Consider the following 21337-nt stretch of genomic DNA (forward strand, 5'->3'; position numbering starts at 1 on the left):
GCCGGGAACTCCTTCACAGATGGCGGCGTCGGGTGGAGACGTGCCGTTCGTACAGCTCACGTGCCTTGACCGCGGACGGCCGTGTCGCGGTCTCGGCCACGGGTACATCCCACCAGGCCTGCGCGGGAGGCGCGCCCGACACTGTGTCTGCCGTTTGGGTCTCGACGTAGACACATGTGGGAGTGTCGGCCGCCCGGGCCTCGGCGAGGGCCTCGCGCAGGTCCCGGACGGTCTTCGCGCGCAGGACACGCATGCCGAGGCTGGCCGCGTTGGCGGCGAGGTCGACGGGCAGCGGCGCCCCGGTGTACGAGCCGTCCTCGGCCGGGAAGCGGTAGGCGGTGCCGAACCGCTCGCCGCCCACCGACTCCGACAGACCGCCGATCGAGGCGTAGCCGTGGTTCTGGATGATCAGGACCTTGATCGCGATGCCCTCCTGCACGGCCGTCACCAGCTCCGTGGGCATCATCAGGTACGTGCCGTCGCCGACCAGCGCCCACACGGGCCGGTCCGGGGCGGCCATCCGCACGCCGATGGCGGCCGGTATCTCGTAGCCCATGCAGGAGTAGCCGTACTCCAGGTGGTACTGGTCGCGCGACCGGGTCCGCCACAGTTTGTGCAGGTCGCCGGGGAGGGAACCGGCGGCGTTGATCAGGATGTCCGAGGCGTCGGCGATCTCGTCCAGGGCGCCGAGGACCTGGGGCTGGGTCGGGCGGGTGTCGGGTTCGTCCACCTCGTAGCAGGCGTCGACGCGCTGCTCCCAGCGCTCCTTGTCCTCGGTGTACTCGGTCGCGTAGGTGCGGGCGACCCGGTACGCGTGCACCCGGAGGGCGTCGGTGAGCTCCTGCAGACCGCTGCGGGCGTCCGCGACCAGCGGCTGACCGGCCAGCTTGTGACCGTCGAAGGGCGCGATGTTGAGGTTGAGGAAGCGCACGCCGGGGTTGCCGAACAGCGTGCCGGAGGCGGTGGTGAAGTCGGTGTACCGGGTGCCGACGCCGATCACCAGGTCGGCGGTGCGGGCGAGTTCGTCCGCGGTGGCGGTGCCGGTGTGGCCGACGCCGCCGACGTCCTGGGGGTGGTCGTGGCGCAGGGAGCCCTTGCCGGCCTGGGTGGAGGCGACCGGGATGCCGGTGGTCCGCGCGAACTCGGCGAGGGCCTCCTCGGCGCGGCTGTGGTGGATGCCGCCGCCCGCGACGACCAGGGGCCGCCGTGCCGCCCGGATCGTGCGCACCGCCTCGGCGAGTTCGGCCGGGTCGGCGCCGGGCCGCCGTACGGTCCAGACGCGCTCGGCGAAGAACTCCTCGGGCCAGTCGTGCGCCTCGGCCTGCACGTCCTGGGGCAGGGCGAGGGTGACGGCGCCGGTCTCGACGGGGTCGGTGAGCACGCGCATCGCGTTCAACGCGGACGGGATCAGGACCTCGGGCCGGGTGATCCGGTCGAAGTATCTCGACACCGGGCGCAGACAGTCGTTGACCGACACGTCGCCCGCGTACGGCACTTCGAGCTGCTGCAGGACCGGGTCGGCCGGGCGGGTCGCGAAGACGTCGCCGGGCAGGAGCAGCACCGGGAGGTGGTTGATGGTCGCGAGGGCGGCGCCGGTGACGAGGTTGGTGGCGCCCGGGCCGATGGACGTCGTCACCGCGTGGGTGGACAGACGGTTCGACTGGCGTGCGTAGCCGACCGCCGCGTGCACCATGGCCTGCTCGTTGCGGCCCTGGTGGTAGGGCATCTCCTCGGCGTGCTCCAGGAGCGCCTGGCCGATGCCGGCGACGTTGCCGTGGCCGAAGATGCCCCAGGTGGCGCCGATGAGCCGCTGCCGGACGCCGTCGCGTTCGGTGTACTGGGCCGACAGGAAGCGCACGAGCGCCTGTGCGACGGTCAGTCTCGTCGTCGGGGTCATCGGTGTCCCTCCCTCTGGGTGGTCACGGATACGCGACGGTGACGACGGGCGTTCACCTGGGGAGGCCGCGTACGCCTCGTCGGGGAGACCTCCGGCGCGGGGCCGTAGCGGGCGGGGAGTTGTCGCTCGCTCTTCGCTCCTGCCAAAGCAAAGCGGCCTCCCGCGCCGGAGGCGATCTGGGCCCGGGACGCGCCCGGGCGATGGAACGCGTGGTCGTGGGTGCTGTCGCCCGTGGTGACGGTGCGGGTGGTCATGAGGCGGCCCTCACAGCAGTCCGACGGCGGTGTCCACGGCGGCGGCCACATCGCCGTCCGCCGGATACAGCAGCGAACGGCCGACCACCAGCCCGCGCACGGTGGGCAGGTGCAGGGCGCCGCGCCACTTCTCGTACGCGCCGTCCTGGTCGTCCCCGACCTCCCCGCCGAGCAGCACGGCGGGCAGGGTGGAGGCCGCCATGACCTCGGCCATGTCGTCGGGGTTCTCGGTGACCGGCACCTTCAGCCACGTGTAGGCGGAGGTGCCGCCCAGACCCGAGGCGATGGCGATCGACTTGGTGACGGCCTCGGCGGAGAGGTCGTTGCCGAGCTTGCCCTCGGGGGTGCGGCGGCTGAGGAACGGCTCGACGAAGACGGGGAGTCTCCGGGCGGCCATGTCGTCGATCGCGCGGGCGGTGGACTCCATCGTGGTGAGGGAGCCCGGGTCGTCGTAGTCGATGCGCAGGAGCAGCTTGCCCGCGTCGAAGCGGAGGCGCTCGATGTCCTCGGGGCGGTGGCCGGTGAAACGGTCGTCGAGTTCGAAGCTGGCGCCCTGCAGGCCACCGCGGTTCATCGAGCCGAGGACGACCTTGCCGTCCAGGGCGCCGAGCAGCAGCAGGTCGTCGAGGATGTCAGCGGTCGCGAGGACGCCGTCGACCCCCGGGCGGGACAGGGCCAGGCAGAGGCGTTCGAGGAGGTCCGCGCGGTTGGCCATGGCCAGCCTGTGGCCGCCGACCCCGAGGGCGCCGCGGGCCGGGTGGTCGGCGGCGACGACCATCAGGCGGCCGTTGCCGTTCAGCAGCGGCCGGCGGGTGCGGCGGGCGGCGGCCTCGGCGATCGCCTCCGGGCGGTGGCTGCGCAGGTGGACGAGGTCGGAGATGTTCACGCTCACTGGACGGCCCCCGCGGTGACGGCCGCCTCGATCTCGTCCGGGGTGGGCATCGCGGAGGAGCACTCCAGGCGGGAGGCGACGATGGCGCCGGCGGCGTTGGCGTGCCGCATGGTCCTCTCCAGGTCCCACCCGGCCAGCATTCCGTGGACGAGGCAGCCGCCGAAGGCGTCTCCGGCGCCGAGGCCGTTGAGGACGTGCACCGGCAACGGCGGGACCTCGGCGCTCTCACCGGCGCTGCTCACCGCGAGGACGCCCTTGGGGCCCTGCTTGACGACGGCGAGTTCGACGCCCGCGTCCAGGAGGGCCCGGGCTGCGGCGTGCGGTTCGCGTACGCCCGTGGCGACCTCCACCTCGTCGAGGTTGCCCACGGCGACGGTGGTGTGGCGCAGGGCCTCCGCGTAGAAGGGGCGGGCGGTGTCGGGGTCGGCCCAGAACATCGGGCGCCAGTCGAGGTCGAAGACGGTCGTGCCCGCCTTGGCGCGGTGGGCGAGGGCCGCGAGGGTCGCCGTGCGGCTGGGCTCCTCGCTCAGGCCCGTGCCCGTGACCCAGAAGACCCGGGCGTCACGGATGGCGTCGAGGTCGAGCTCGTGGGCGTCGATCTCCAGGTCGGGGGCCTTGGGGCGGCGGTAGAAGTACAGCGGGAAGTCGTCCGGCGGGAAGACCTCGCAGAAGGTGACCGGGGTGGGCAGGCCGGGCACCGGGGTGACCCAGCGGTCGTCCACGCCGAAGTCCCGCAGCGCCTGGTGGAGGTAGGTGCCGAAGGGGTCGTCCCCGGTGCGGGTGATCACTGCCGTCCGCCGCCCCAGACGGGCCGCCGCGACCGCGACGTTGGTCGCCGAGCCGCCGAGGAACTTGCCGAAGGACGTGACCTGCGGCAGCGGGACGCCGGTCTGCAGTGGATACAGGTCCACTCCGATCCGCCCCATGGTGATCAGGTCGTACGTCATCGGTGTCCCCTCGATGCTCGGCTCTCCCCGGCTTTCTAGCCCCCTCGCGAGGCCCTGTCAATGTTTTGTCCAGACATTCGGACCAGATCATGACAGCGCTTTCCGTCTGGCGCTGTACGGTGTGTGCGGTCCAGCGGCCGCAGCCGGGGCCGGGGCAGCGTTCGTGCGCTCACAGTTCCGTAGTCTTCAGCCCCGCGCCCCGGCCCGCCTCTCCGGACGGCCCGCCACCGGCGGCGTGCACGGCGTCAAGGCACCCCGCCGCCGATCCCGCGGGCACCTTTGCCCCGGCTGTGTCACAAACGCCCCTCCCGTGTCACACATGTCGCGTGTACGCGGGTCTTCCGTCACACCCGGCCCACAGGGCCTGCCCCCTCTCACCGGGCGTCGTTGACCGGACACAGGCTTGTTGATCGCCAGCGCAGCGCCCGGCTCCCCCGGACGGCCGTCCACGGCCGCCGCCGTGGTGCGCGCGGGGAGGTGCACGTCATGACCGACCGGAGACTCTGGTCCTACAAGGAGATCGCAGCGCACATCCGGGTGCAGCCGGACACCGTGCGGTCCTACCGCAAACACGGGCTGCTGCCCCCGCCCGACCATGTCGAGGGCGGCAAGCCCTACTGGTACGCCGACACGGTCCGGGCCTGGGTCGCCTCCCGGCCCGGCAACCGCGGCCGAAGAGCGGACTGACCCCCTCTTCCGGCCCGTACCGTGCCCCACCCTCGCGTGGGGCACGGTCGTCCGCCGGGGTGTCAGCGCCAGGGCTCGATGACCGTGGCTCCCGCTCCCGGTGCCGTGCCCATCGCCGCCAGCGCGGCCGGGGCGTCGTCCAGCGCGATCGTCGACGTCACCAGCAGGTCGGGGCGCAGCACACCGCCGCGGACCAGCTCCAGCATCGGCGGGTAGCTGTGTGCGGCCATGCCGTGGCTGCCGAGCAGTTCGAGCTCGAGGGCGATCGCGCGCGCCATCGGCACGGGTGTGGTGCCGTCCGGTGAGGGCAGCAGGCCGACCTGGACGTGCCGGCCGCGGCGGCGCAGGCCGTTCACCGAGGCGGCGCAGGTGCCGGGCGAGCCCAGGGCGTCGAGGGAGAGGTGGGCGCCGCCGCCGGTGAGGTCACGGACGGCCGCCGCGGTGTCCGGCACGGACGTGGCGTCCAGGCACTGCGCCGCCCCGAATCCGCGCGCCAGGTCCAGGGCCCCGGCCGACACGTCGACGGCCACCACCCGCGCGCCCGACGCCGCCGCGATCATCACCGCCGAGAGACCGACGCCGCCGCACCCGTGGACCGCCACCCACTCCCCCGCCGCGACCCGGCCCTGCTGCACCACCGCCCGGTAGGCGGTGGCGAACCGGCAGCCGAGCGAGGCCGCCGTCGCGTACGACAGCTCCCCGGGGAGTGCCACGAGGTTGACGTCGGCGTGGTCCAGCGCCACGTACTGGGCGAAGGATCCCCAGTGGGTGAAGCCGGGCTGGGTCTGGCGCTCGCACACCTGGTGGGCTCCCGCCGCGCAGGACGGGCACGTGCCGCAGGCGCAGATGAACGGCACGGTGACCCGGTCGCCGGGCCGCCACCGGGTCACCCGGGCGCCCACCGCCTCGACGACCCCGGCGAGTTCGTGCCCGGGCACGTGCGGCAGGGTGATGTCCGGGTCGTGGCCCTGCCATCCGTGCCAGTCGCTGCGGCACAGCCCTGTGGCCTCCACCCGCACGACGACGCCGTGCTCAGCGGGCTCGGGATCCGGCACGTCCCGCACTTCGGCCGGCTCCCCGTACCGCTCGAACACCACGGCCCGCATGACCTACCCGCCTCTCGTTCGTGCCCGGGGACCCGGGGCCCACCGCTGTGCACGCCTCGGCCCGTCGCGCCTCGGCCCCTCGCGCCTCAGTGCGTCGCGCCTCAGTGCGTCGCGCCTCGGTCCGTCGCGTCAGGGGCACGCTAGCCCTTCGCACGGACCGGGGGTCGGCGGGCCCCGGCGGCGGGCCCCGGCGGCGGGACTCAGCTCCGGGGGCCGACCTTGTCCCGGGCCGGTTCACCGCCGTTCGCCGATCCCTCGCCCTTTGGCGATCCCTCGCCCTTTGGCAATTCCCCGCCCTTTGGCGATCCCCCGCCGCTCAACGGATCCTCGCTCGTCATCGGTTCCCCGTCCGCAGCAGGTGCCCGTTCCCCGTCCCCCGCCGGTGCCGGATCCGCCTCGCTCAGGCCGAAGCGGGCGTGGAAGCGGCGCAGTGGGCCCGGGGCCCACCAGGTGGCGCGGCCCGTGAGGCGCATGACCGCCGGGACCAGGAGGCTGCGGACGATCATCGCGTCCATCAGGACCGCCAGGGCGATGCCCAGCCCGAGCATCTTGGTGTTGGTCACCCGGGAGGTGCCGATCGCGACCATGACCACGGCCAGGATGACCGCCGCCGCGGTGATCAGCCCGCCCGTGCGCTGCAGGCCGAACCGCACGGACCGTTCATGGTCGCCGGTGTGGTCGTACTCCTCCTTGATGCGGGACAGCAGGAACACCCCGTAGTCCATGGACAGGCCGAACGCCACGCAGAACATCAGGACCGGCAGGGTCGTCTCGATGGAGCCCGGGCTGGTGAAACCGAGCAGGCCGGACAGGTGGCCGTCCTGGAAGACCCAGACGACCGCGCCGAACATGGCCGTCAGGCTGAGCGCGTTCAGCACGACCGCCTGGAGCGGTATCAGCACGCTTCCGGTGAGGAGGAAGACCAGGAGCAGGGTGACGATCGCGATGAAGACGGCCGCGAGGGGCAGACGCTCCCCGATGGCGTGCTTGGAGTCGACCAGCACGGCCGCCGTGCCGGTCACCTCGGTGTGGAAGGGGGCGTCCACGGCGCGCAGTTCACCGACGAGACGCTGCGCCGGATCGCCGACCGCCTCGCCCCTCGGCAGCACCGTGAAGTACGCGGAGTCGCCCTTCACCAGTGGCCCGTCCACGCGCAGCGCGTCGGGCAGCCGGGCGATCCGCTCCTTGTAGGCGCCGTACTGGGCCTCGGTCGCAGGGCCCTCGGCGAGCACTTCTAGACCGCCGCCGGGGCTTCCCGCGAAGCCCTCCCGGATGTGCTGCTGCACGACGTGGGACTCGGACGCCGAGGGCAGCTGTCGGTCGTCGGCGGTGCCGAACTTCACGCCCAGGAAGGGCAGCCCCAGCAGGACGAGGACGGCGGTGGTGCCCAGCGCGAAGACCGGGGCGCGGCGCATCACGAGCGTCGCCGTGCGTGCCCAGGCACCGTCCTCCTCCCCGGCCTGCTCCGGCCGGTGGCCGCGACGGAACACCCGGCGCAGGTCCCAGGAGTTGACCCGGTGGCCGAGCAGCGTCAGCGCGGCCGGGAGCAGGATGAGCGCGGCCGCGGCGGCCAGCAGGACGACCGCGATCCCGGCGTAGGCGAAGGAGCGCAGGAAGTACTGCGGGAAGACCAGCATCGCGGCCAGGGACACCGCGACGGTGAGGGCGGAGAACAGCACGGTGCGGCCCGCTGTGCGCAGGGTGGTGCCGATCGCCGTCACGGGTGCGGCGCCCGTCGACAGCTCCTCGCGGAAGCGGCGGACGATGAACAGGGCGTAGTCGATGGCGAGGCCGAGGCCGAGGGCCGTGGTGAGGTTGATCGCGAACACGGACACGTCGGTCAGTTCGGTGAGGGCGCGCAGGATCGCGTTGGTCCCGAGGATGGCGACGATGCCGATGCCGAGCGGCAGCAGGGCCGCGACCGCGCTGCCGAAGACCATCACCAGCAGGACGAGCGTGATCGGCAGGGCGATGAGCTCGGCCCGGGTCAGGTCCTCCTGGATGATCGTCTGCATCTCGTGCCGCACGGCGACCGGGCCGCCGACCGTGATCTCCGCCGGGCCGTGTGTGCCGCGGTAGTGGGGTGCGATGCGCTCCAGGGTCTCGCCGGCGGTCTTCTCGTCGCCGGTGAGGCGCGCGGCGATCAGCGCCTCGTGGCCGTCCTGTGAGCGCAGGGCCGCGGCGCGGGACCGCCAGTAGGAGCCGATGCCGGTGACGCCCCGCTCGGCCGCCAGCCGCTCGGTGAGCCGCTCGGCCTCGGCGGCGACGGCCGGGTCGTCGACCGAGGCGTCACCGGCGTCGAGCAGGAGCAGCAGATTGGGCTGGGAGCCGGGGAACTCGCGCTCCAGGGCCTTGGTCGCGCGGGTGGACTCGGCGGACGGGTCCTCCCAGCCACCGGCACCGAGCCGGTCGGCCACGCCGCTGCCGGCCAGCACCGCGAGCGCGGTGAGCACCAGCGCCACCAGCAGCGACAGTCTGGGCCGGGCGGTGACGAAACGGGTCCAGCCCCGGACGCGCGGCGGTGTGTTGACTTCGGTCATCGTGCGGTGTCCCCTTCACCGAGACCCGTGTCCAGGCGCAGCCTGACAGCATGGAGCTGCCAAGAACCGGCAAACACGAGAGATCGCTCGCATTTCTGGCTCCAGAATGCGAGTGACCGCTCGCGTTTGTCAATCACGTGATCAGACCTGGGGATAACGCGTGCCCGAGAAGCCCGAGAAAGCCGGTACCGAGACGACGACGGCGACGGCCGAGGACCGGCCGCGCCGCCGCCAGGCCCGCGGCGAGCGGCGCATCACCCAGCTGCTCGAGGCCGCCGCCGCGGTCTTCTCCACGACCGGCTACACGGCCGCCAGCACCAACGCCATCGCCCGCGAGGCGGGCGTCTCCCCGGGCACGCTGTACCAGTTCTTCCCGAACAAGGAAGCGATCGCGATCGAGCTGGGCAGCCGGCTCATGCACGAGATGCGGCAGTCCTACGACGAGATCCTGACCCCGATCGACCCCACGGTGACCCCGCTGGAGGAAGTGATCACCGGGGCCGTCGACCGGTTCATCGAGTTCAACGGCCGCCACCCGGCCTTCTTCGCGCTGATGCACGGCCCCGACATCCCGGGCCGTATCGCCGAGGAGCACGACGCGCTGCACACCACCCTGGTCGCCCGGGTCGAGGCGCTCGTCGCCCCGTTCGTGCCCGACGCGTCCGCCCCGGCCGTCACCCGCACCGCCCAGATGTGCGTCGGCATCTACAAGGCCGGTCTGGAGCTGATCCTGGCCCACGAGGGCGCCGAGCGGGAGGCGTACGTCCAGGAGCTGAAGGACGCCCTTCTGAGGTATCTGCGACCGCTGGCGGGGGCGTCGTGTCCCGATACCCCCTAGGGGTACAGTGGAGGGTGCGGGTCCCCAGCGGGCCCCCGAGCCCCACCTGCCTCTGCGAGGAGTAACGACATGACCGCCCAGACCGACACCACGGGCCCCGTCACCACCGTCTTCAAGGTGAGCGGCATGAGCTGCGGACACTGCGAGGGCGCGGTGTCCGGCGAGATCTCCCGGATCCCCGGCGTGAGCTCGGTGACGGCCGTCGCCACGTCCGGTGAGGTCACCGTCGTCTCCGCGGCCCCGGTCGACGACGAGGCGGTGCGTGCCGCCGTCGACGAGGCCGGCTTCGAACTGGCCGGCCGGGCCTGAGCCCCCCACGTTCCGCGGCCGGCGAGGTCTGAGACGCGCCGGTCCTGGCACTCGTACCCGTGTACGGGCCGTACGCCGCCGCCCCGGCCCGTACGGCCCGTCGCGCTTCCCGGGCGCGCGCATCACTGGAGTGAGGACATGACCAGCACCACCGCCCCGGCACCGGCCGGCCGCGAGCCGGCCCTCGCCGAGGTCGAGCTGCTCATCGGCGGGATGACCTGCGCCTCCTGCGCGGCCCGCGTCGAGAAGAAGCTCAACCGCATGGCCGGGGTGACGGCCACGGTGAACTACGCGACGGAGAAGGCCCGGATCGCGTACCCCGAGGGGACCGAGGTCGCCGACCTGATCGCCACCGTGGTGAGGACCGGCTACACCGCCGAGGAGCCGGCGCCCCCGCGGGAGGAGACCGGCGAGGCCGACGAGGACCCCGAGCTCTCCGCCCTGCGGCGGCGCCTGACCGTCTCCGCCGCCCTCGCCCTGCCCGTGATCCTGCTGGCGATGGTCCCGGCGCTGCAGTTCGACAACTGGCAGTGGCTCTCGCTCACCCTCGCCGCACCGGTCGTCGTCTGGGGTGGACTCCCCTTCCACCGGGCGGCCTGGACGAACGCCCGGCACGGCGCCGCCACCATGGACACGCTGGTCTCCCTGGGCACGCTGGCCGCGTTCGGCTGGTCCCTGTGGGCGCTGTTCCTCGGCGACGCGGGCATGCCGGGGATGCGGCACCCGTTCGAGTTCGCCGTCTCACGCGGTGACGGCGCCTCCGCCATCTACCTGGAGGTCGCGTCCGGTGTCACGGCCTTCATCCTGCTGGGACGCTGGCTGGAGGCCCGTTCCAAGCGCCGCGCCGGTGCCGCGCTCAGGGCGCTGATGGAACTGGGCGCCAAGGACGTGGCCGTGCTGCGGGACGGGCGCGAGGTGCGCATCCCGGCGCAGCGGCTGGCCGTGGGAGACCGGTTCGTCGTACGGCCCGGGGAGAAGATCGCCACCGACGGCACCGTCGTCGAGGGGACCTCCGCGGTGGACGCCTCGATGCTGACCGGCGAGTCGGTGCCGGTGGACGTGACGGCCGGGGACGCGGTCACCGGCGCCACGGTCAACGCGGGGGGCCGGCTGGTCGTCGAGGCCACCCGGGTCGGCGCGGGCACCCAGCTCGCGCGGATGGCACGGCTGGTGGAGGACGCGCAGAACGGCAAGGCCGAGGTGCAGCGGCTCGCCGACCGGGTCGCGGGAGTCTTCGTGCCGGTGGTCCTGCTGATCGCCGTCGCGACGGCCGGGGCCTGGCTCGGGCTGACCGGGGACGCTGTCGCCGCGTTCACGGCGGGCGTCGCGGTCCTGATCGTCGCCTGCCCGTGCGCGCTGGGCCTGGCCACCCCGACCGCCTTGATGGTCGGCACCGGCCGCGGCGCCCAGCTCGGCATCCTCATCAAGGGCCCCGAGGTCCTGGAGTCCACCCGCCGGGTCGACACCGTCGTGCTGGACAAGACCGGCACGGTCACCACCGGGCGGATGACCCTCCAGGAGGTCCACGTCGCCGAGGGCACCGACGCGAAGGAGGTGCTGCGGCTCGCGGGCGCCGTCGAGCACGCCTCGGAGCACCCCGTGGCCCGTGCGATCGCGCGGGGCGCCGAGGAGAGCGCGGGGCCGCTGCCGGACGTCGAGGGATTCGAGAACGTCGCCGGGCGGGGCGCACGCGGGCGCGTGGAGGGCCGTGAGGTCGCCGTGGGACGGCTCTTCGACGCGGTGCCGCCCGAGCTGGCCCGCGCCCGGGACGAGGCCGAACGGTCCGGGCGCACGGCGGTCCTGGCCGGCTGGGACGGGACGGCGCGGGCCGTGCTGGCGGTGGCGGACGCGGTCAAGGAGACCAGCGCCGAGGCCGTGCGGGAGCTGCGCGCGCTGGGGCTCACTCCGGTGCTGCTGACCGGGGACAACCGGACGGTGGCGGAGACGGTGGCGGCCGCCGTGGGGATCGAGGAGGTGGTGGCCGAGGTCCTGCCCGAGGACAAGGTCGCCGCGGTGCGGCGCCTGCAGGCCGAGGGGCGGGTCGTCGCCATGGTGGGGGACGGCGTCAACGACGCGGCCGCGCTCGCCGTGTCCGATCTGGGGCTGGCGATGGGCACCGGCACGGACGCGGCGATCGAGGCGGGTGATCTGACCCTGGTCCGCGGTGATCTGCGGGTGGCCGCGGACGCGATCCGGCTGTCCCGCCGGACCCTGGCCACGATCAAGGGCAATCTGGTGTGGGCCTTCGGCTACAACGTGGCCGCGCTGCCGCTGGCCGCCGCGGGCCTGCTGAACCCGATGATCGCCGGGGCCGCGATGGCCTTCTCGTCGGTGTTCGTCGTCACGAACAGTCTGCGGTTGCGGACATTTCGGTGAAGTCGCCCGAATTCCACCGGCGTTCATGACGAACGTGATTTGAGCCCCTCTGGAGTCCCGGGCCGGGCTCACATAAGCTCTTCACAAGGCTCGCGCATCATCCTTACGCTTGGGTCTCGGACGGGACATCCGGGCTCTTGCGCAGCTATAGGACATATGCAAGAGACGCAGATCACAGTGATGTGAACGTAACCATCTGAGAGGTTCGACGGTCTAAGTTGACGATGTCAGGGAGCGTCTTGGGGGGCGCCACCTGGCATCTGGGGATGTCTTGGGGGACTTCCTCAGTTGGGGGTACCTCCCTGCTCGAACGGAGTTGAGAGCTTGGGGGAGCGTTGCCGGGGCACGTACGCCGGGAAGCTTTGAGCGGCCCTCCCGGGCGTGCGCTGTCCCGGCAGATCGCACCTCACAGAAGTACGGCGAGTTCTGCTCGTTCTGCTCAACAGCGGTTCAGGCGCTGTCCTCACAGACGCCCGGCCGGATCCCGTGGGGGGAATCCGAACCGGGACTGGGAAGGCGCCCTGGTCGTCGGCCCGTGGGGGGACCGACGCCGGGGCGCCTTCTTCATTGCGTAAGAAATCACGTGAGGGATCATCCGGCGGCATGCGAGGGCCCCGTCCGCGCCTGCCCGTCCCACCTCGCCGCCCTGCCCCGGCACAAGCCCACGCAAAGTCCCACGCAAAAGCCCCCGCACCCGGCAAGCGGATACGGGGACCGACGCGCTGGTACTGCCGCGCTCAGCGCTCCTCGACGGGAACGAAGTCGCGCTCGACCACACCCGTGTAGATCTGGCGCGGGCGGCCGATGCGGGAGCCCGGCTCCTTGATCATCTCGTGCCACTGGGCGATCCAGCCCGGCAGCCGGCCGAGGGCGAACAGGACCGTGAACATCTCGGTCGGGAAGCCCATGGCCCGGTAGATCAGGCCCGTGTAGAAGTCGACGTTCGGGTAGAGGCTGCGCGAGACGAAGTAGTCGTCGGAGAGCGCGTGCTCCTCCAGCTTCAGCGCGATGTCCAGCAGCTCGTCGGACTTGCCGAGGGCGGACAGCACGTCGTGCGCGGCGGCCTTGATGATCTTGGCGCGCGGGTCGAAGTTCTTGTAGACCCGGTGGCCGAAGCCCATCAGGCGGACGCCGTCCTCCTTGTTCTTCACCTTGCGGATGAAGGTGTCGACGTCGCCGCCGGAGTCGCGGATGCCCTCCAGCATCTCCAGCACGGACTGGTTGGCGCCGCCGTGCAGCGGGCCCCACAGGGCGTTGATGCCGGCGGAGATCGAGGCGAACATGTTCGCCTGCGAGGAGCCGACCAGGCGGACCGTGGAGGTCGAGCAGTTCTGCTCGTGGTCCGCGTGCAGGATCAGCAGCTTGTCGAGCGCGGAGACCACGGTCGGGTCCAGCTCGTACTCCTGCGCCGGGACCGAGAAGGTCATGCGCAGGAAGTTCTCCACGTAGCCGAGGTCGTTGCGCGGGTAGACGAACGGGTGACCGATCGACTTCTTGTACGCGTACGCGGCGATCGTCGGGAGCTTGGCGAGCAGACGGATCGTCGAGAGGTTGCGCTGGCGCTCGTCGAACGGGTTGTGGCTGTCCTGGTAGAACGTGGACAGCGCCGAGACGACCGAGGACAGCATGGCCATCGGGTGGGCGTCGCGCGGGAAGCCCTTGTAGAAGTTCTTGACGTCCTCGTGCAGCAGGGTGTGCTGCGTGATCTCGTTCTTGAACGCCGAGAGCTCGTCGACGGTCGGCAGCTCGCCGTTGATCAGCAGGTAGGCGACCTCCAGGAAGGTGGAGCGCTCGGCCAGCTGCTCGATCGGGTACCCGCGGTAGCGCAGGATGCCCGCCTCACCGTCCAGGTAGGTGATGCCGGATTTGTACGCGGCGGTGTTGCCGTACCCGCTGTCCAGCGTCACCAGACCGGTCTGGGCGCGGAGCTTTCCGATGTCGAAGCCCTTGTCACCGACGGTGCTGTCGATCACCGGGTAGGTGTACTCGCCGTCGCCGTACCGCAGTACTACAGAGTTGTCGCTCACGTCTTCCCTCACCGACGTTGTGCCTCATCTTCGAGGTTGCCCTGACTGTCTCTACCATCCCCCACTTGGCTCAGGAGAGTGCACTCGGGGTCGACCATCGGGCCTATTGACGGCACTGAGTGCCGTCAACTTGCTCATCCTGCCCCCTGCGCTCCCCTTCCGGAAGTGGCTTGTGACCTTCACGACTCATTTGATCGATCATTTTTTGCTGAACCGAGCCGGAAGTCGAGTGCCGTGCACCGCCGGCCCGCCGAAACGGTGCGCACCGCCTGGCCGATCGCCTTGCGCGAACCGACCAGGACGACCAGCTGCTTGGCCCGGGTGACGGCCGTGTAGAGCAGGTTGCGCTGGAGCATCATCCAGGCGCCCGTGGTGACCGGGATGACGACGGCCGGGTACTCACTGCCCTGGGAGCGGTGGATCGTCACGGCGTAGGCGTGGGCCAGCTCGTCGAGCTCGTCGAACTCGTACGACACCTCCTCGTCCTCGTCGGTGAGCACCGTCAGGCGCTGGTCGACCAGGTCGAGCGAGGTGACCACGCCGACGGTGCCGTTGAAGACACCGTTCCTCCCCTTCTCGTAATTGTTGCGAATCTGGGTGACCTTGTCGCCGACACGGAACACCCGTCCGCCGAATCTCTTCTCGGGCAGGTCGGGGCGGCCCGGGGTGACGGCCTGCTGGAGCAGGCCGTTGAGGGCGCCGGCGCCGGCCGGGCCGCGGTGCATCGGGGCGAGGACCTGGACGTCACGGCGGGGGTCCAGGCCGAACTTGGCCGGAATGCGGCGGGCGGCCACGTCGACGGTGAGCCGGCCGGCCTCCTCGGTGTCGTCCTCGACGAACAGGAAGAAGTCCTTCATGCCGTCCGTGACCGGGTGGTGGCCCGCGTTGATCCGGTGCGCGTTGGTCACCACACCGGACTGCTGTGCCTGCCGGAAGACCCGGGTGAGCCGGACCGCCGGGATCGGGCCGCCGTCGGCCAGGAGGTCGCGCAGCACCTCCCCCGCGCCGACGCTGGGCAGCTGGTCGACGTCCCCGACGAACAGCAGGTGCGCCCCCGGCGGGACGGCCTTGACCAGCTTGTTGGCGAGGAGCAGGTCGAGCATGGACGCCTCGTCGACCACGACCAGGTCGGCGTCCAGCGGGCGGTCCCGGTCGTAGGCCGCGTCGCCGCCGGGCTTGAGCTCCAGCAGGCGGTGGACGGTGGAGGCCTCGGCGCCGGTGAGCTCGGACAGGCGCTTGGCGGCCCGGCCGGTCGGGGCGGCGAGCACGACCCTGGCCTTCCTGGCGCGGGCCAGCTCCACGATCGAGCGGACCGTGAAGGACTTGCCACAGCCCGGGCCGCCGGTGAGGACGGCGACCTTCTCGGTCAGCGCCAGCTTGACGGCGGCCTCCTGCTCGGGGGCCAGCTCGGTGCCCGTACGCCCCTTCAGCCAGGTCAGCGCCTTGTCCCAGGACACGGTCCGGAAGCCCGGCATGCGGTCCTCCTCCGTGCGCAGGAGGCGCAGCAGCTGGGCGGAGAGGGACAGTTCGGCGCGGTGGAAGGGGACGAGGTAGATCGCGGTGACCGGCTCCCCGCCGTCGGGGCCGGGCACCTTCTCCCGTACGACGCCGGGGTCCTCGCCGTCCTCGGGGGGTTCGGCCAGTTCCGCCAGGCACTCGATGACCAGGCCCGTGTCGACCTGGAGGAGCTTCACCGCGTCCTTGATCAGCTGCTCTTCCGGGAGGAAGCAGTGGCCCTGGTCGGTGGACTGGGACAGGGCGTACTGCAGGCCCGCCTTGACGCGCTCGGGGCTGTCGTGCGGGATGCCGACGGACCGGGCGATCTTGTCGGCGGTGAGGAAGCCGATGCCCCAGACGTCGGAGGCGAGCCGGTAGGGCTGGTTCTTCACGACCGAGATGGAGGCGTCGCCGTACTTCTTGTAGATGCGCACGGCGATGGAGGTGGACACCTCGACGGTCTGGAGGAAGAGCATGACCTCCTTGATGGCCTTCTGCTCCTCCCAGGCGTCGGCGATCTTCTTCGTCCGCTTGGGGCCGAGGCCGGGGACCTCGATGAGGCGCTTGGGCTCCTCCTCGATGATCTGGAGGGTGTCGATGCCGAAGTGCTGGGTGATGCGGTCGGCGAAGACCGGGCCGATGCCCTTGACCAGACCGGAGCCGAGGTAGCGGCGGATGCCCTGGACGGTGGCGGGCAGGACGGTCGTGTAGTTCTCGACGTGGAACTGCTTGCCGTACTGCGGGTGGGAGCCCCAGCGGCCCTCCATGCGCAGGGACTCGCCGACCTGTGCGCCGAGCAGGGCACCGACGACGGTGAGCAGGTCGCCGGCGCCTCTGCCGGTGTCGACCCGGGCGACCGTGTAGCCGTTCTCCTCGTTGGAGTACGTGATGCGTTCCAGTACGCCTTCCAGCGTGGCCAGTCGCCGCTCGCCCGTCTGGGCGGCCCCCGCCTGATCGGTCATGATCCGACGGTACCGCCCGGGTACGACAGTGCGGCGGGGGCGGAACACCGGTGCTCCACCCGTAAAGCGACCGATCAGTATGCGCACCGGGGTTCAGCTTTCACGGCGCATTCACAAGAGGGCCCGAAGCTTTACCGTTCAAGCATCCCGGTCGTCCCTTTTGCGATTCCTTCCCGTGGAAGAATTCAGGAGTCCGAGAAATGGGGGCGGACTCGATTCCGGAGCGACCGTGATGCCGATGCGTCCCCCAGGCCCGAGCACCCCCGGGCGCACCCGCCGCGCGGGCACGTTTCTCGCCGGGCTGTGCGCCGTCGGCGCGTTGGCTCTGCTGGTGGTCGCTCCGGCGCCCTCCGGGCCCCACGCGACCGTGGTGCCGGGGTATTCCGTGCCGCCCGGGACCGCACCCGCCCCTCCCCCGCCGCACCGCGTCTCCGCACCGGAATTCCAGCGCCTTCTCAGTTCCACTCCGGGGTGATTAGCACTCCTCCCATTCCCTTTCCCTCCAGCCCCGAATGACGACGAGGAACGATGTCACCCCAGGCCCAGAGCGTCGCCCTGTGGATCATGTCCCTGGCCATCAACATCACGGCGGCGTGCGCGGGGATCGTCTGGGGCTGGGAGGCCTTCGCGCAGTTCCTGCTGCCGGCGTTCGGCTCGGTGGTGGGGGCGTCGATGGTGAGCTACAGCCTGCGGCGGTGAGGGAGCCGGGCCGAAGGGCGCTGTGTGCATCGAGATATCGTGGTGTGTCGGTTCTCGGCAGGGAGGGTGGCGCATGGCCGCGACGGCGGAACTCGAACCGGGCGAGCTGATCGAGGTGTTCAAGGCTCTCGGCAACCCCGCCCGGCTGCAGATCATGCAGTGGCTGAAGGACCCCGAGGCGCACTTCGGCGCGTACGAGCCGATCGCGGACCGGCGGACGGTCGGGGTGTGTGTCACGCACATCCAGGCGAAGGCGGGTCTCGCGCAGTCCACGGTCTCCAGCTACATGAGCACACTCGAACGGGCAGGGCTCGTCCGGCCCACCCGGATCGGCAAGTGGACCCACTACCGACGCGACGAGGAACGGCTGACTCGCTTGGCACAGGCGATCGGCACCACGGTCTGAGGGCCGGCAGACCCGAACGCATTGACGCATCGCGATACGTCGATATGATTTCCTCATGTCGACCTCCGCTGCCGTGCCCACAGCCCTGATCGTGCACGCCCATCCCGAGCCCCTGTCGTTCAGCTCCGCCCAGATGACCACCGCTGCCGAAGCCCTTGCCGGGGCCGGGTACCGGGTCGACGTCCTCGACCTCTACGCCGAGGGCTGGGCCCCGGTCCTCGCCCGTGAGGAGTTCGGGCCGGTGGACGGCCCCTTCAAGCCGCAGGCCGAGCAGCTGCGCGCGGTCGAGCAGGGGACGCTGGACGCTGCCGTCCGGGACCATCTCGACCGGCTGCTCGCCTCCGATCTGCTCGTGCTGTCGTTCCCTCTGTGGTGGTTCTCGCTGCCCGCCGTGCTCAAGGGCTGGGTGGACCGGGTCTTCGTGATGGGCGGGGTCTTCGGCGGCGCCCACGGGCTCTTCGGTGAGGCGGCCCTCGCCGGGAAGCGCGCGATGCTGCTGTTCACGACCGGTGGCTCCGACGAGTCGTTCCGGCCCGGCGGCGCCTTCGGCCCGATGGACGACTTCCTGTTCCACATCCACCGCGGCATGCTGGAGTTCGTCGGCTTCGAGATCATCGATCCGGTCATCACGTACGGACCGGCCCGTATGAGCGAGCAGGAACGGGCAACGGCGCTGGATGCGGTCAGGGAGTCCGTCGCACGCATCGCGGCGACCGCCCCGGCCACCGTGCGCTGACTTCGCCGCGCTGTTCACGTCCGGCGGGTGGAGGGCTGGGGCGGCAGCATCACGTCTCCGCTGCGCTTGAGCCGTTGCCAGGGCAGCCGGTAGCCGTTGATCGCGGTCAGGCAGGCCTGGACAAGGACCAGGTACATCACCTGGCGGTAGACGACCTGTTGGAGAGGGAGCGCCCACAGGGGCCGGAGCCGCTCGCCGTCGAGGTGGAAGGCGTACGCGGCACACATCGCCTGGACAGCCAGCACGCCGCTCCAGGCCAGGACCGTGGTGAGCGGGTTTCCGAACACCAGGCCGTACAGGGCCAGGATGTCGATCAGCGGGGCGAGCAGCGGGATGAAGATCTGGAAGACGGCCAGCAAGGGCAGACCGAGGCGGCCGAAGCGCCCCGCGGTGCCTCGCTCGACGAGCGCGTGCCGGTGCTTCCACGCCGCCTGCATCGTGCCGTAACTCCATCGGTAGCGCTGGCGCCACAGTTGCCGCAGCGAGGCCGGTGCCTCGGTCCAGGCGAGTGCGTCCGGGGCGTAGCGGATCTCCCACCCCGCCCGGTGCAGGGCCATGGTGATGTCGGTGTCCTCGGCGAGGGTGTCCGCGCTCATCATCCCGGCGTCCCGCAGGGCCTGGACGCGGAACGCCCCCACGGCACCGGGGATGGTGGGCAGGCAGTGCAGCAGGTCGTACACACGGCGGTCGAGGTTGAAGCCCATGACGTACTCGATGTGCTGCCACCTGCCGAGCAGACGCCGGTGGTTGCCGACCTTGGCGTTGCCCGCGACGGCGCCGACCCGGGGGTCGGCGAACGGCTGGACCAGGCGGCCGACGGTGGAGGGGGCGAAGACGGTGTCGGCGTCCAGCATGACGACGATGTCGTGCGAGGCCCGCAGGACACCGGTGTTGAGGGCGGAGGGTTTGCCGCCGTTGGACTGCCGGACGACGGTGACGTTCGCGAGGGCGAGGGACTGCGCGAGGTCGGCGGTGCCGTCGTGGGAACCGTCGTCCACGACGATGATCTCGACGCAGTGGTCGCTCGCCGCGAGCGACCGGAGTGTCTTGGGGATGCACAACGCCTCGTCGTAGGCGGGGATGACGACGCTGACGGGCCGGGTGACGGCTCGGTGCGGGCCGCTGTGCGGGCGCCGGTACCGACGGGCGTGGTGGCCGGCCAGGGCGAGCAGGAGCACACACCGTGCGAGGACGAGCGAACCGACCACCAACAGCAGCAGGCTGACGGCGGAGACCGCCGCCCCCGACACGGTGACAGCGGCCACGAAGATGCGGCCCTGCCACCCTTCCCCTGTTCCGACGGGGCTGGTGAGACTGTCGGTGCCCACGAGATCGGCGAGGGTGGTGAAGCGATAACCCTGGGCCTTCAGCCGGGGGATCAAGGTCTTGAGCGCCTCGACGGTCTGTGATCTGTCTCCCCCCGCGTCGTGCAGGAGGACGACCGCGCCCCTGCCCGGCACGTCGGGCGTGGCCGCGTCGGCGATCGCCCGGGCGCCCGGGCGCCGCCAGTCGTTGGTGTCCTGGTCGATGAACGCCAGGACATAGCCCTTCGCGCCCAGACGCCGGGTCATGGACCAGGCCGGCGCGTCGAGGGCGGAGGTCGTCGAGGAGTAGGGCATCCGCATCAGCGACGTGTTGATGCCCGCGGCCCCGGCGAGGGCGAGTTGCGTCAGCGCCAGCTCACGGTCGACGGCGCTCGCCGACTGGGTGGTGAGGTCCGGGTGGGAGAAGGTGTGCACACCGACTTCGTGGCCGGAACGGATCACACCGCGCAGCACGTCCGGGTGTCTGACGACCTGTTGACCGGTGACGAAGAAGGTGCCGGGCGTGCCGTAGTGGTCGAGCACGGCCCGTATGCGGGGTGTCCAGGTGGGGTCGGGGCCGTCGTCGAAGGTCAGGACGATCGTTTTGGCCGGTGTGCGAAAGGTCCGCAGGTGATCGCCGGTGGTGTCGACGACCGGGCCCCCGTCGGTGACCCTGCGGGGGACGCCGGTCGAGGGGCGCCCGCCGCGCCCTTCCTGGTCCCCTGCGAAGCCCCGCGTGGTGTACCCCTCGACCAGGAGGACCGAGGCGACGAAGGCCAGCAGGACCACGGGAACGACCACGCGGAACCGATGCCGCGACGACAAGGGCGCTCGCGTCCGTCGCGGACCGGGTGACCTCGGTGAGGGGCCGGGCGACCGGTCGGGGCGCCGCCGCATCAGGGGGCCTCGGCCACCGATGGGCCGGAGGGCGGGGGTGTGCCACCGGACGGCGTCGAGGAGCCGGCCGCCGGCCCTGTGGGCTCGGGTGCCGGTGCCGGTGGCGGCGTCTGCACCGGGGGCTCGGGTGCCGGTGGGGCCGTGGTCGGCGGAGAGGGCGGAGGCGGGGCGGGCGCGGTGCCCGTGCCCGGCGCGGGGTCGGCAGGAGCGGCGGCATCACCGGGAACTGGCTGGGCAGGTGGAGGCGTTGGTGCTTGCGGTTCCGGTGTGTCAGGAGGTGCCGAGGGGGCGACGGGTGGGTCCCCCGGTACCAGGGGTGAAGCGGCGGGAGGGCCGGGCTCGCTGAACTGCGGAATGAGCAGGTTGCTCGGGCCGCCGGGTTCCGAGAAGCCCGACGCCGGGGGCTCGCCGGGCGCCGGGGGTGTCCGGCCGGGGGTGTGAGGTCCCGGTGCGGTGGGCGCCGCGATGTCGCCGGGCAGGATGGCTCCCGGCGCGAAGGGCGTCGCTCCCATCAGGCTCAGCCCCAGGACCGTCATGTACGTGGCAGCACCGGCGGCCAGCCCGTAGCCCGTGCGCCGCAGATACCGCGCACGCCGACCCGAGGCGTCGACGAACACAGGAAGGCTCGGATCACCTGACGATTCCTGTCCCATATGCCCGCTTCTGGGACGAAGAAGCACCATAGCGTTCAGCGTACGCCGCTGTGGCGCGGGCGAGTTCCCCAAGAGACTCGCAGGAATTTCTTACTCCGCCGTGCAACCCTTCCCGCCCCACGGCAGTCGTACTAGGCGTCAGGACTTCTGGAGGGGGATCCGGGGGGATCGCGGGGGTTCTGGTGGGAGGGGAAAAGCCGAGGGGGCCCGGTCGACGGACCGGGCCCCCTCGAAACCGTTCCGGGGCCGTCCACCAGCCGTTCCGGCTGCTCGGAGGCACCTCCCGGAGCCGGCCAGGAACCGTATAGAG

15 protein-coding genes and 1 pseudogene are annotated in these 21337 nt (G+C 71.5%); 7 read left to right on the forward strand and 9 right to left on the reverse strand.

The window, feature by feature from the left end; genetic code table 11:
• Positions 1-13 precede the first annotated feature (13 nt).
• The 4 genes and pseudogenes from iolD to iolC all read right to left on the reverse strand — a co-directional run bounded on the left by iolD (position 14) and on the right by iolC (position 3990).
• On the reverse strand, positions 14-1897 hold the full coding sequence (iolD, locus tag ACFV20_RS12045; protein WP_385655356.1) for a 3D-(3,5/4)-trihydroxycyclohexane-1,2-dione acylhydrolase (decyclizing): 1884 nt from the start codon (positions 1895-1897) through the stop codon (positions 14-16).
• Positions 1898-1983: 86 nt separating this feature from the next.
• Positions 1984-2094: pseudogene (locus tag ACFV20_RS12050) on the reverse strand (5-deoxy-glucuronate isomerase); the annotation flags it as partial.
• 67 nt (positions 2095-2161) lie between these two features.
• On the reverse strand, positions 2162-3043 hold the full coding sequence (locus ACFV20_RS12055) for a deoxyribose-phosphate aldolase (RefSeq protein WP_385655358.1): 882 nt from the start codon (positions 3041-3043) through the stop codon (positions 2162-2164).
• Entirely contained in the window at positions 3040-3990 is a 951-nt protein-coding gene (iolC, locus tag ACFV20_RS12060) for a 5-dehydro-2-deoxygluconokinase (protein WP_385655360.1), read from the reverse strand. The genes ACFV20_RS12055 and iolC overlap by 4 nt, the downstream gene beginning before the upstream one ends.
• Before the next feature lie 486 nt (positions 3991-4476).
• On the opposite strand from iolC, the gene ACFV20_RS12065 reads away from it, so the two are divergent.
• Positions 4477-4677, forward strand: a complete 201-nt coding sequence (locus ACFV20_RS12065) for an AlpA family transcriptional regulator (protein WP_234847426.1) — start codon at positions 4477-4479, stop codon at positions 4675-4677.
• A gap of 62 nt (positions 4678-4739) precedes the next feature.
• On the opposite strand, the gene ACFV20_RS12070 is transcribed toward ACFV20_RS12065, so the two are convergent.
• On the reverse strand, positions 4740-5783 hold the full coding sequence (locus tag ACFV20_RS12070) for a zinc-dependent alcohol dehydrogenase family protein (protein ID WP_385655362.1): 1044 nt from the start codon (positions 5781-5783) through the stop codon (positions 4740-4742).
• Positions 5784-5983: 200 nt separating this feature from the next.
• Complete coding sequence (locus tag ACFV20_RS12075) at positions 5984-8323, reverse strand: MMPL family transporter (RefSeq protein ID WP_385655364.1); 2340 nt, start codon at positions 8321-8323, stop codon at positions 5984-5986.
• A gap of 160 nt (positions 8324-8483) precedes the next feature.
• Between ACFV20_RS12075 and ACFV20_RS12080 the strand changes: the two genes are divergently transcribed.
• From ACFV20_RS12080 to ACFV20_RS12090, 3 genes are all read left to right on the forward strand, one after another.
• The gene (locus ACFV20_RS12080; RefSeq protein WP_385655366.1) at positions 8484-9161 is read left to right on the forward strand and encodes a TetR family transcriptional regulator; all 678 of its coding nucleotides are present in this window, start codon (positions 8484-8486) and stop codon (positions 9159-9161) included.
• Positions 9162-9230: 69 nt separating this feature from the next.
• A complete protein-coding gene (locus ACFV20_RS12085) occupies positions 9231-9470 on the forward strand; it encodes a heavy-metal-associated domain-containing protein (RefSeq protein WP_385655368.1) in 240 nt (79 codons plus the stop codon).
• A gap of 138 nt (positions 9471-9608) precedes the next feature.
• Entirely contained in the window at positions 9609-11846 is a 2238-nt protein-coding gene (locus ACFV20_RS12090) for a heavy metal translocating P-type ATPase (protein WP_385655370.1), read from the forward strand.
• A gap of 737 nt (positions 11847-12583) precedes the next feature.
• Here ACFV20_RS12090 and ACFV20_RS12095 read toward each other — a convergent pair.
• Together ACFV20_RS12095 and ACFV20_RS12100 are read right to left on the reverse strand one after the other, a co-directional pair.
• On the reverse strand, positions 12584-13873 hold the full coding sequence (locus tag ACFV20_RS12095; protein ID WP_385655372.1) for a citrate synthase: 1290 nt from the start codon (positions 13871-13873) through the stop codon (positions 12584-12586).
• A 179-nt stretch (positions 13874-14052) separates the two neighbouring features.
• The gene (locus ACFV20_RS12100) at positions 14053-16332 is read right to left on the reverse strand and encodes an ATP-dependent RecD-like DNA helicase (RefSeq protein ID WP_385655374.1); all 2280 of its coding nucleotides are present in this window, start codon (positions 16330-16332) and stop codon (positions 14053-14055) included.
• 528 nt (positions 16333-16860) lie between these two features.
• Between ACFV20_RS12100 and ACFV20_RS12105 the strand changes: the two genes are divergently transcribed.
• From ACFV20_RS12105 to ACFV20_RS12115, 3 genes are all read left to right on the forward strand, one after another.
• The gene (locus ACFV20_RS12105; protein ID WP_157851227.1) at positions 16861-17031 is read left to right on the forward strand and encodes a hypothetical protein; all 171 of its coding nucleotides are present in this window, start codon (positions 16861-16863) and stop codon (positions 17029-17031) included.
• Positions 17032-17104: 73 nt separating this feature from the next.
• A complete protein-coding gene (locus ACFV20_RS12110) occupies positions 17105-17437 on the forward strand; it encodes an ArsR/SmtB family transcription factor (RefSeq protein ID WP_385655377.1) in 333 nt (110 codons plus the stop codon).
• A gap of 55 nt (positions 17438-17492) precedes the next feature.
• On the forward strand, positions 17493-18173 hold the full coding sequence (locus ACFV20_RS12115) for an NAD(P)H-dependent oxidoreductase (protein WP_385655379.1): 681 nt from the start codon (positions 17493-17495) through the stop codon (positions 18171-18173).
• Positions 18174-18187: 14 nt separating this feature from the next.
• Here ACFV20_RS12115 and ACFV20_RS12120 read toward each other — a convergent pair whose 3' ends face one another.
• Positions 18188-20374, reverse strand: a complete 2187-nt coding sequence (locus ACFV20_RS12120; RefSeq protein ID WP_385655381.1) for a bifunctional polysaccharide deacetylase/glycosyltransferase family 2 protein — start codon at positions 20372-20374, stop codon at positions 18188-18190.
• Between the last annotated feature and the right edge of the window lie 963 nt (positions 20375-21337).

It is taken from the genome of Streptomyces sp. NPDC059696, from assembly GCF_042733745.1.
In the GTDB taxonomy this organism is placed as follows: Bacteria; Actinomycetota; Actinomycetes; order Streptomycetales; family Streptomycetaceae; genus Streptomyces.

Excerpts from the sequence above, each read along its gene's own strand:
- iolD (WP_385655356.1), bottom strand. The coding sequence starts at position 1,897 with ATGACCCCGACGACGAGACTGACCGTCGCACAGGCGCTCGTGCGCTTC.
- iolC (WP_385655360.1), bottom strand. The coding sequence starts at position 3,990 with ATGACGTACGACCTGATCACCATGGGGCGGATCGGAGTGGACCTGTAT.
- ACFV20_RS12065 (WP_234847426.1), top strand. The coding sequence starts at position 4,477 with ATGACCGACCGGAGACTCTGGTCCTACAAGGAGATCGCAGCGCACATC.
- ACFV20_RS12070 (WP_385655362.1), bottom strand. The coding sequence starts at position 5,783 with ATGCGGGCCGTGGTGTTCGAGCGGTACGGGGAGCCGGCCGAAGTGCGG.
- ACFV20_RS12075 (WP_385655364.1), bottom strand. The coding sequence starts at position 8,323 with ATGACCGAAGTCAACACACCGCCGCGCGTCCGGGGCTGGACCCGTTTC.
- ACFV20_RS12085 (WP_385655368.1), top strand. The coding sequence starts at position 9,231 with ATGACCGCCCAGACCGACACCACGGGCCCCGTCACCACCGTCTTCAAG.
- ACFV20_RS12090 (WP_385655370.1), top strand. The coding sequence starts at position 9,609 with ATGACCAGCACCACCGCCCCGGCACCGGCCGGCCGCGAGCCGGCCCTC.
- ACFV20_RS12100 (WP_385655374.1), bottom strand. The coding sequence starts at position 16,332 with ATGACCGATCAGGCGGGGGCCGCCCAGACGGGCGAGCGGCGACTGGCC.
- ACFV20_RS12105 (WP_157851227.1), top strand. The coding sequence starts at position 16,861 with ATGTCACCCCAGGCCCAGAGCGTCGCCCTGTGGATCATGTCCCTGGCC.
- ACFV20_RS12110 (WP_385655377.1), top strand. The coding sequence starts at position 17,105 with ATGGCCGCGACGGCGGAACTCGAACCGGGCGAGCTGATCGAGGTGTTC.
- ACFV20_RS12115 (WP_385655379.1), top strand. The coding sequence starts at position 17,493 with ATGTCGACCTCCGCTGCCGTGCCCACAGCCCTGATCGTGCACGCCCAT.
- ACFV20_RS12120 (WP_385655381.1), bottom strand. The coding sequence starts at position 20,374 with ATGCGGCGGCGCCCCGACCGGTCGCCCGGCCCCTCACCGAGGTCACCC.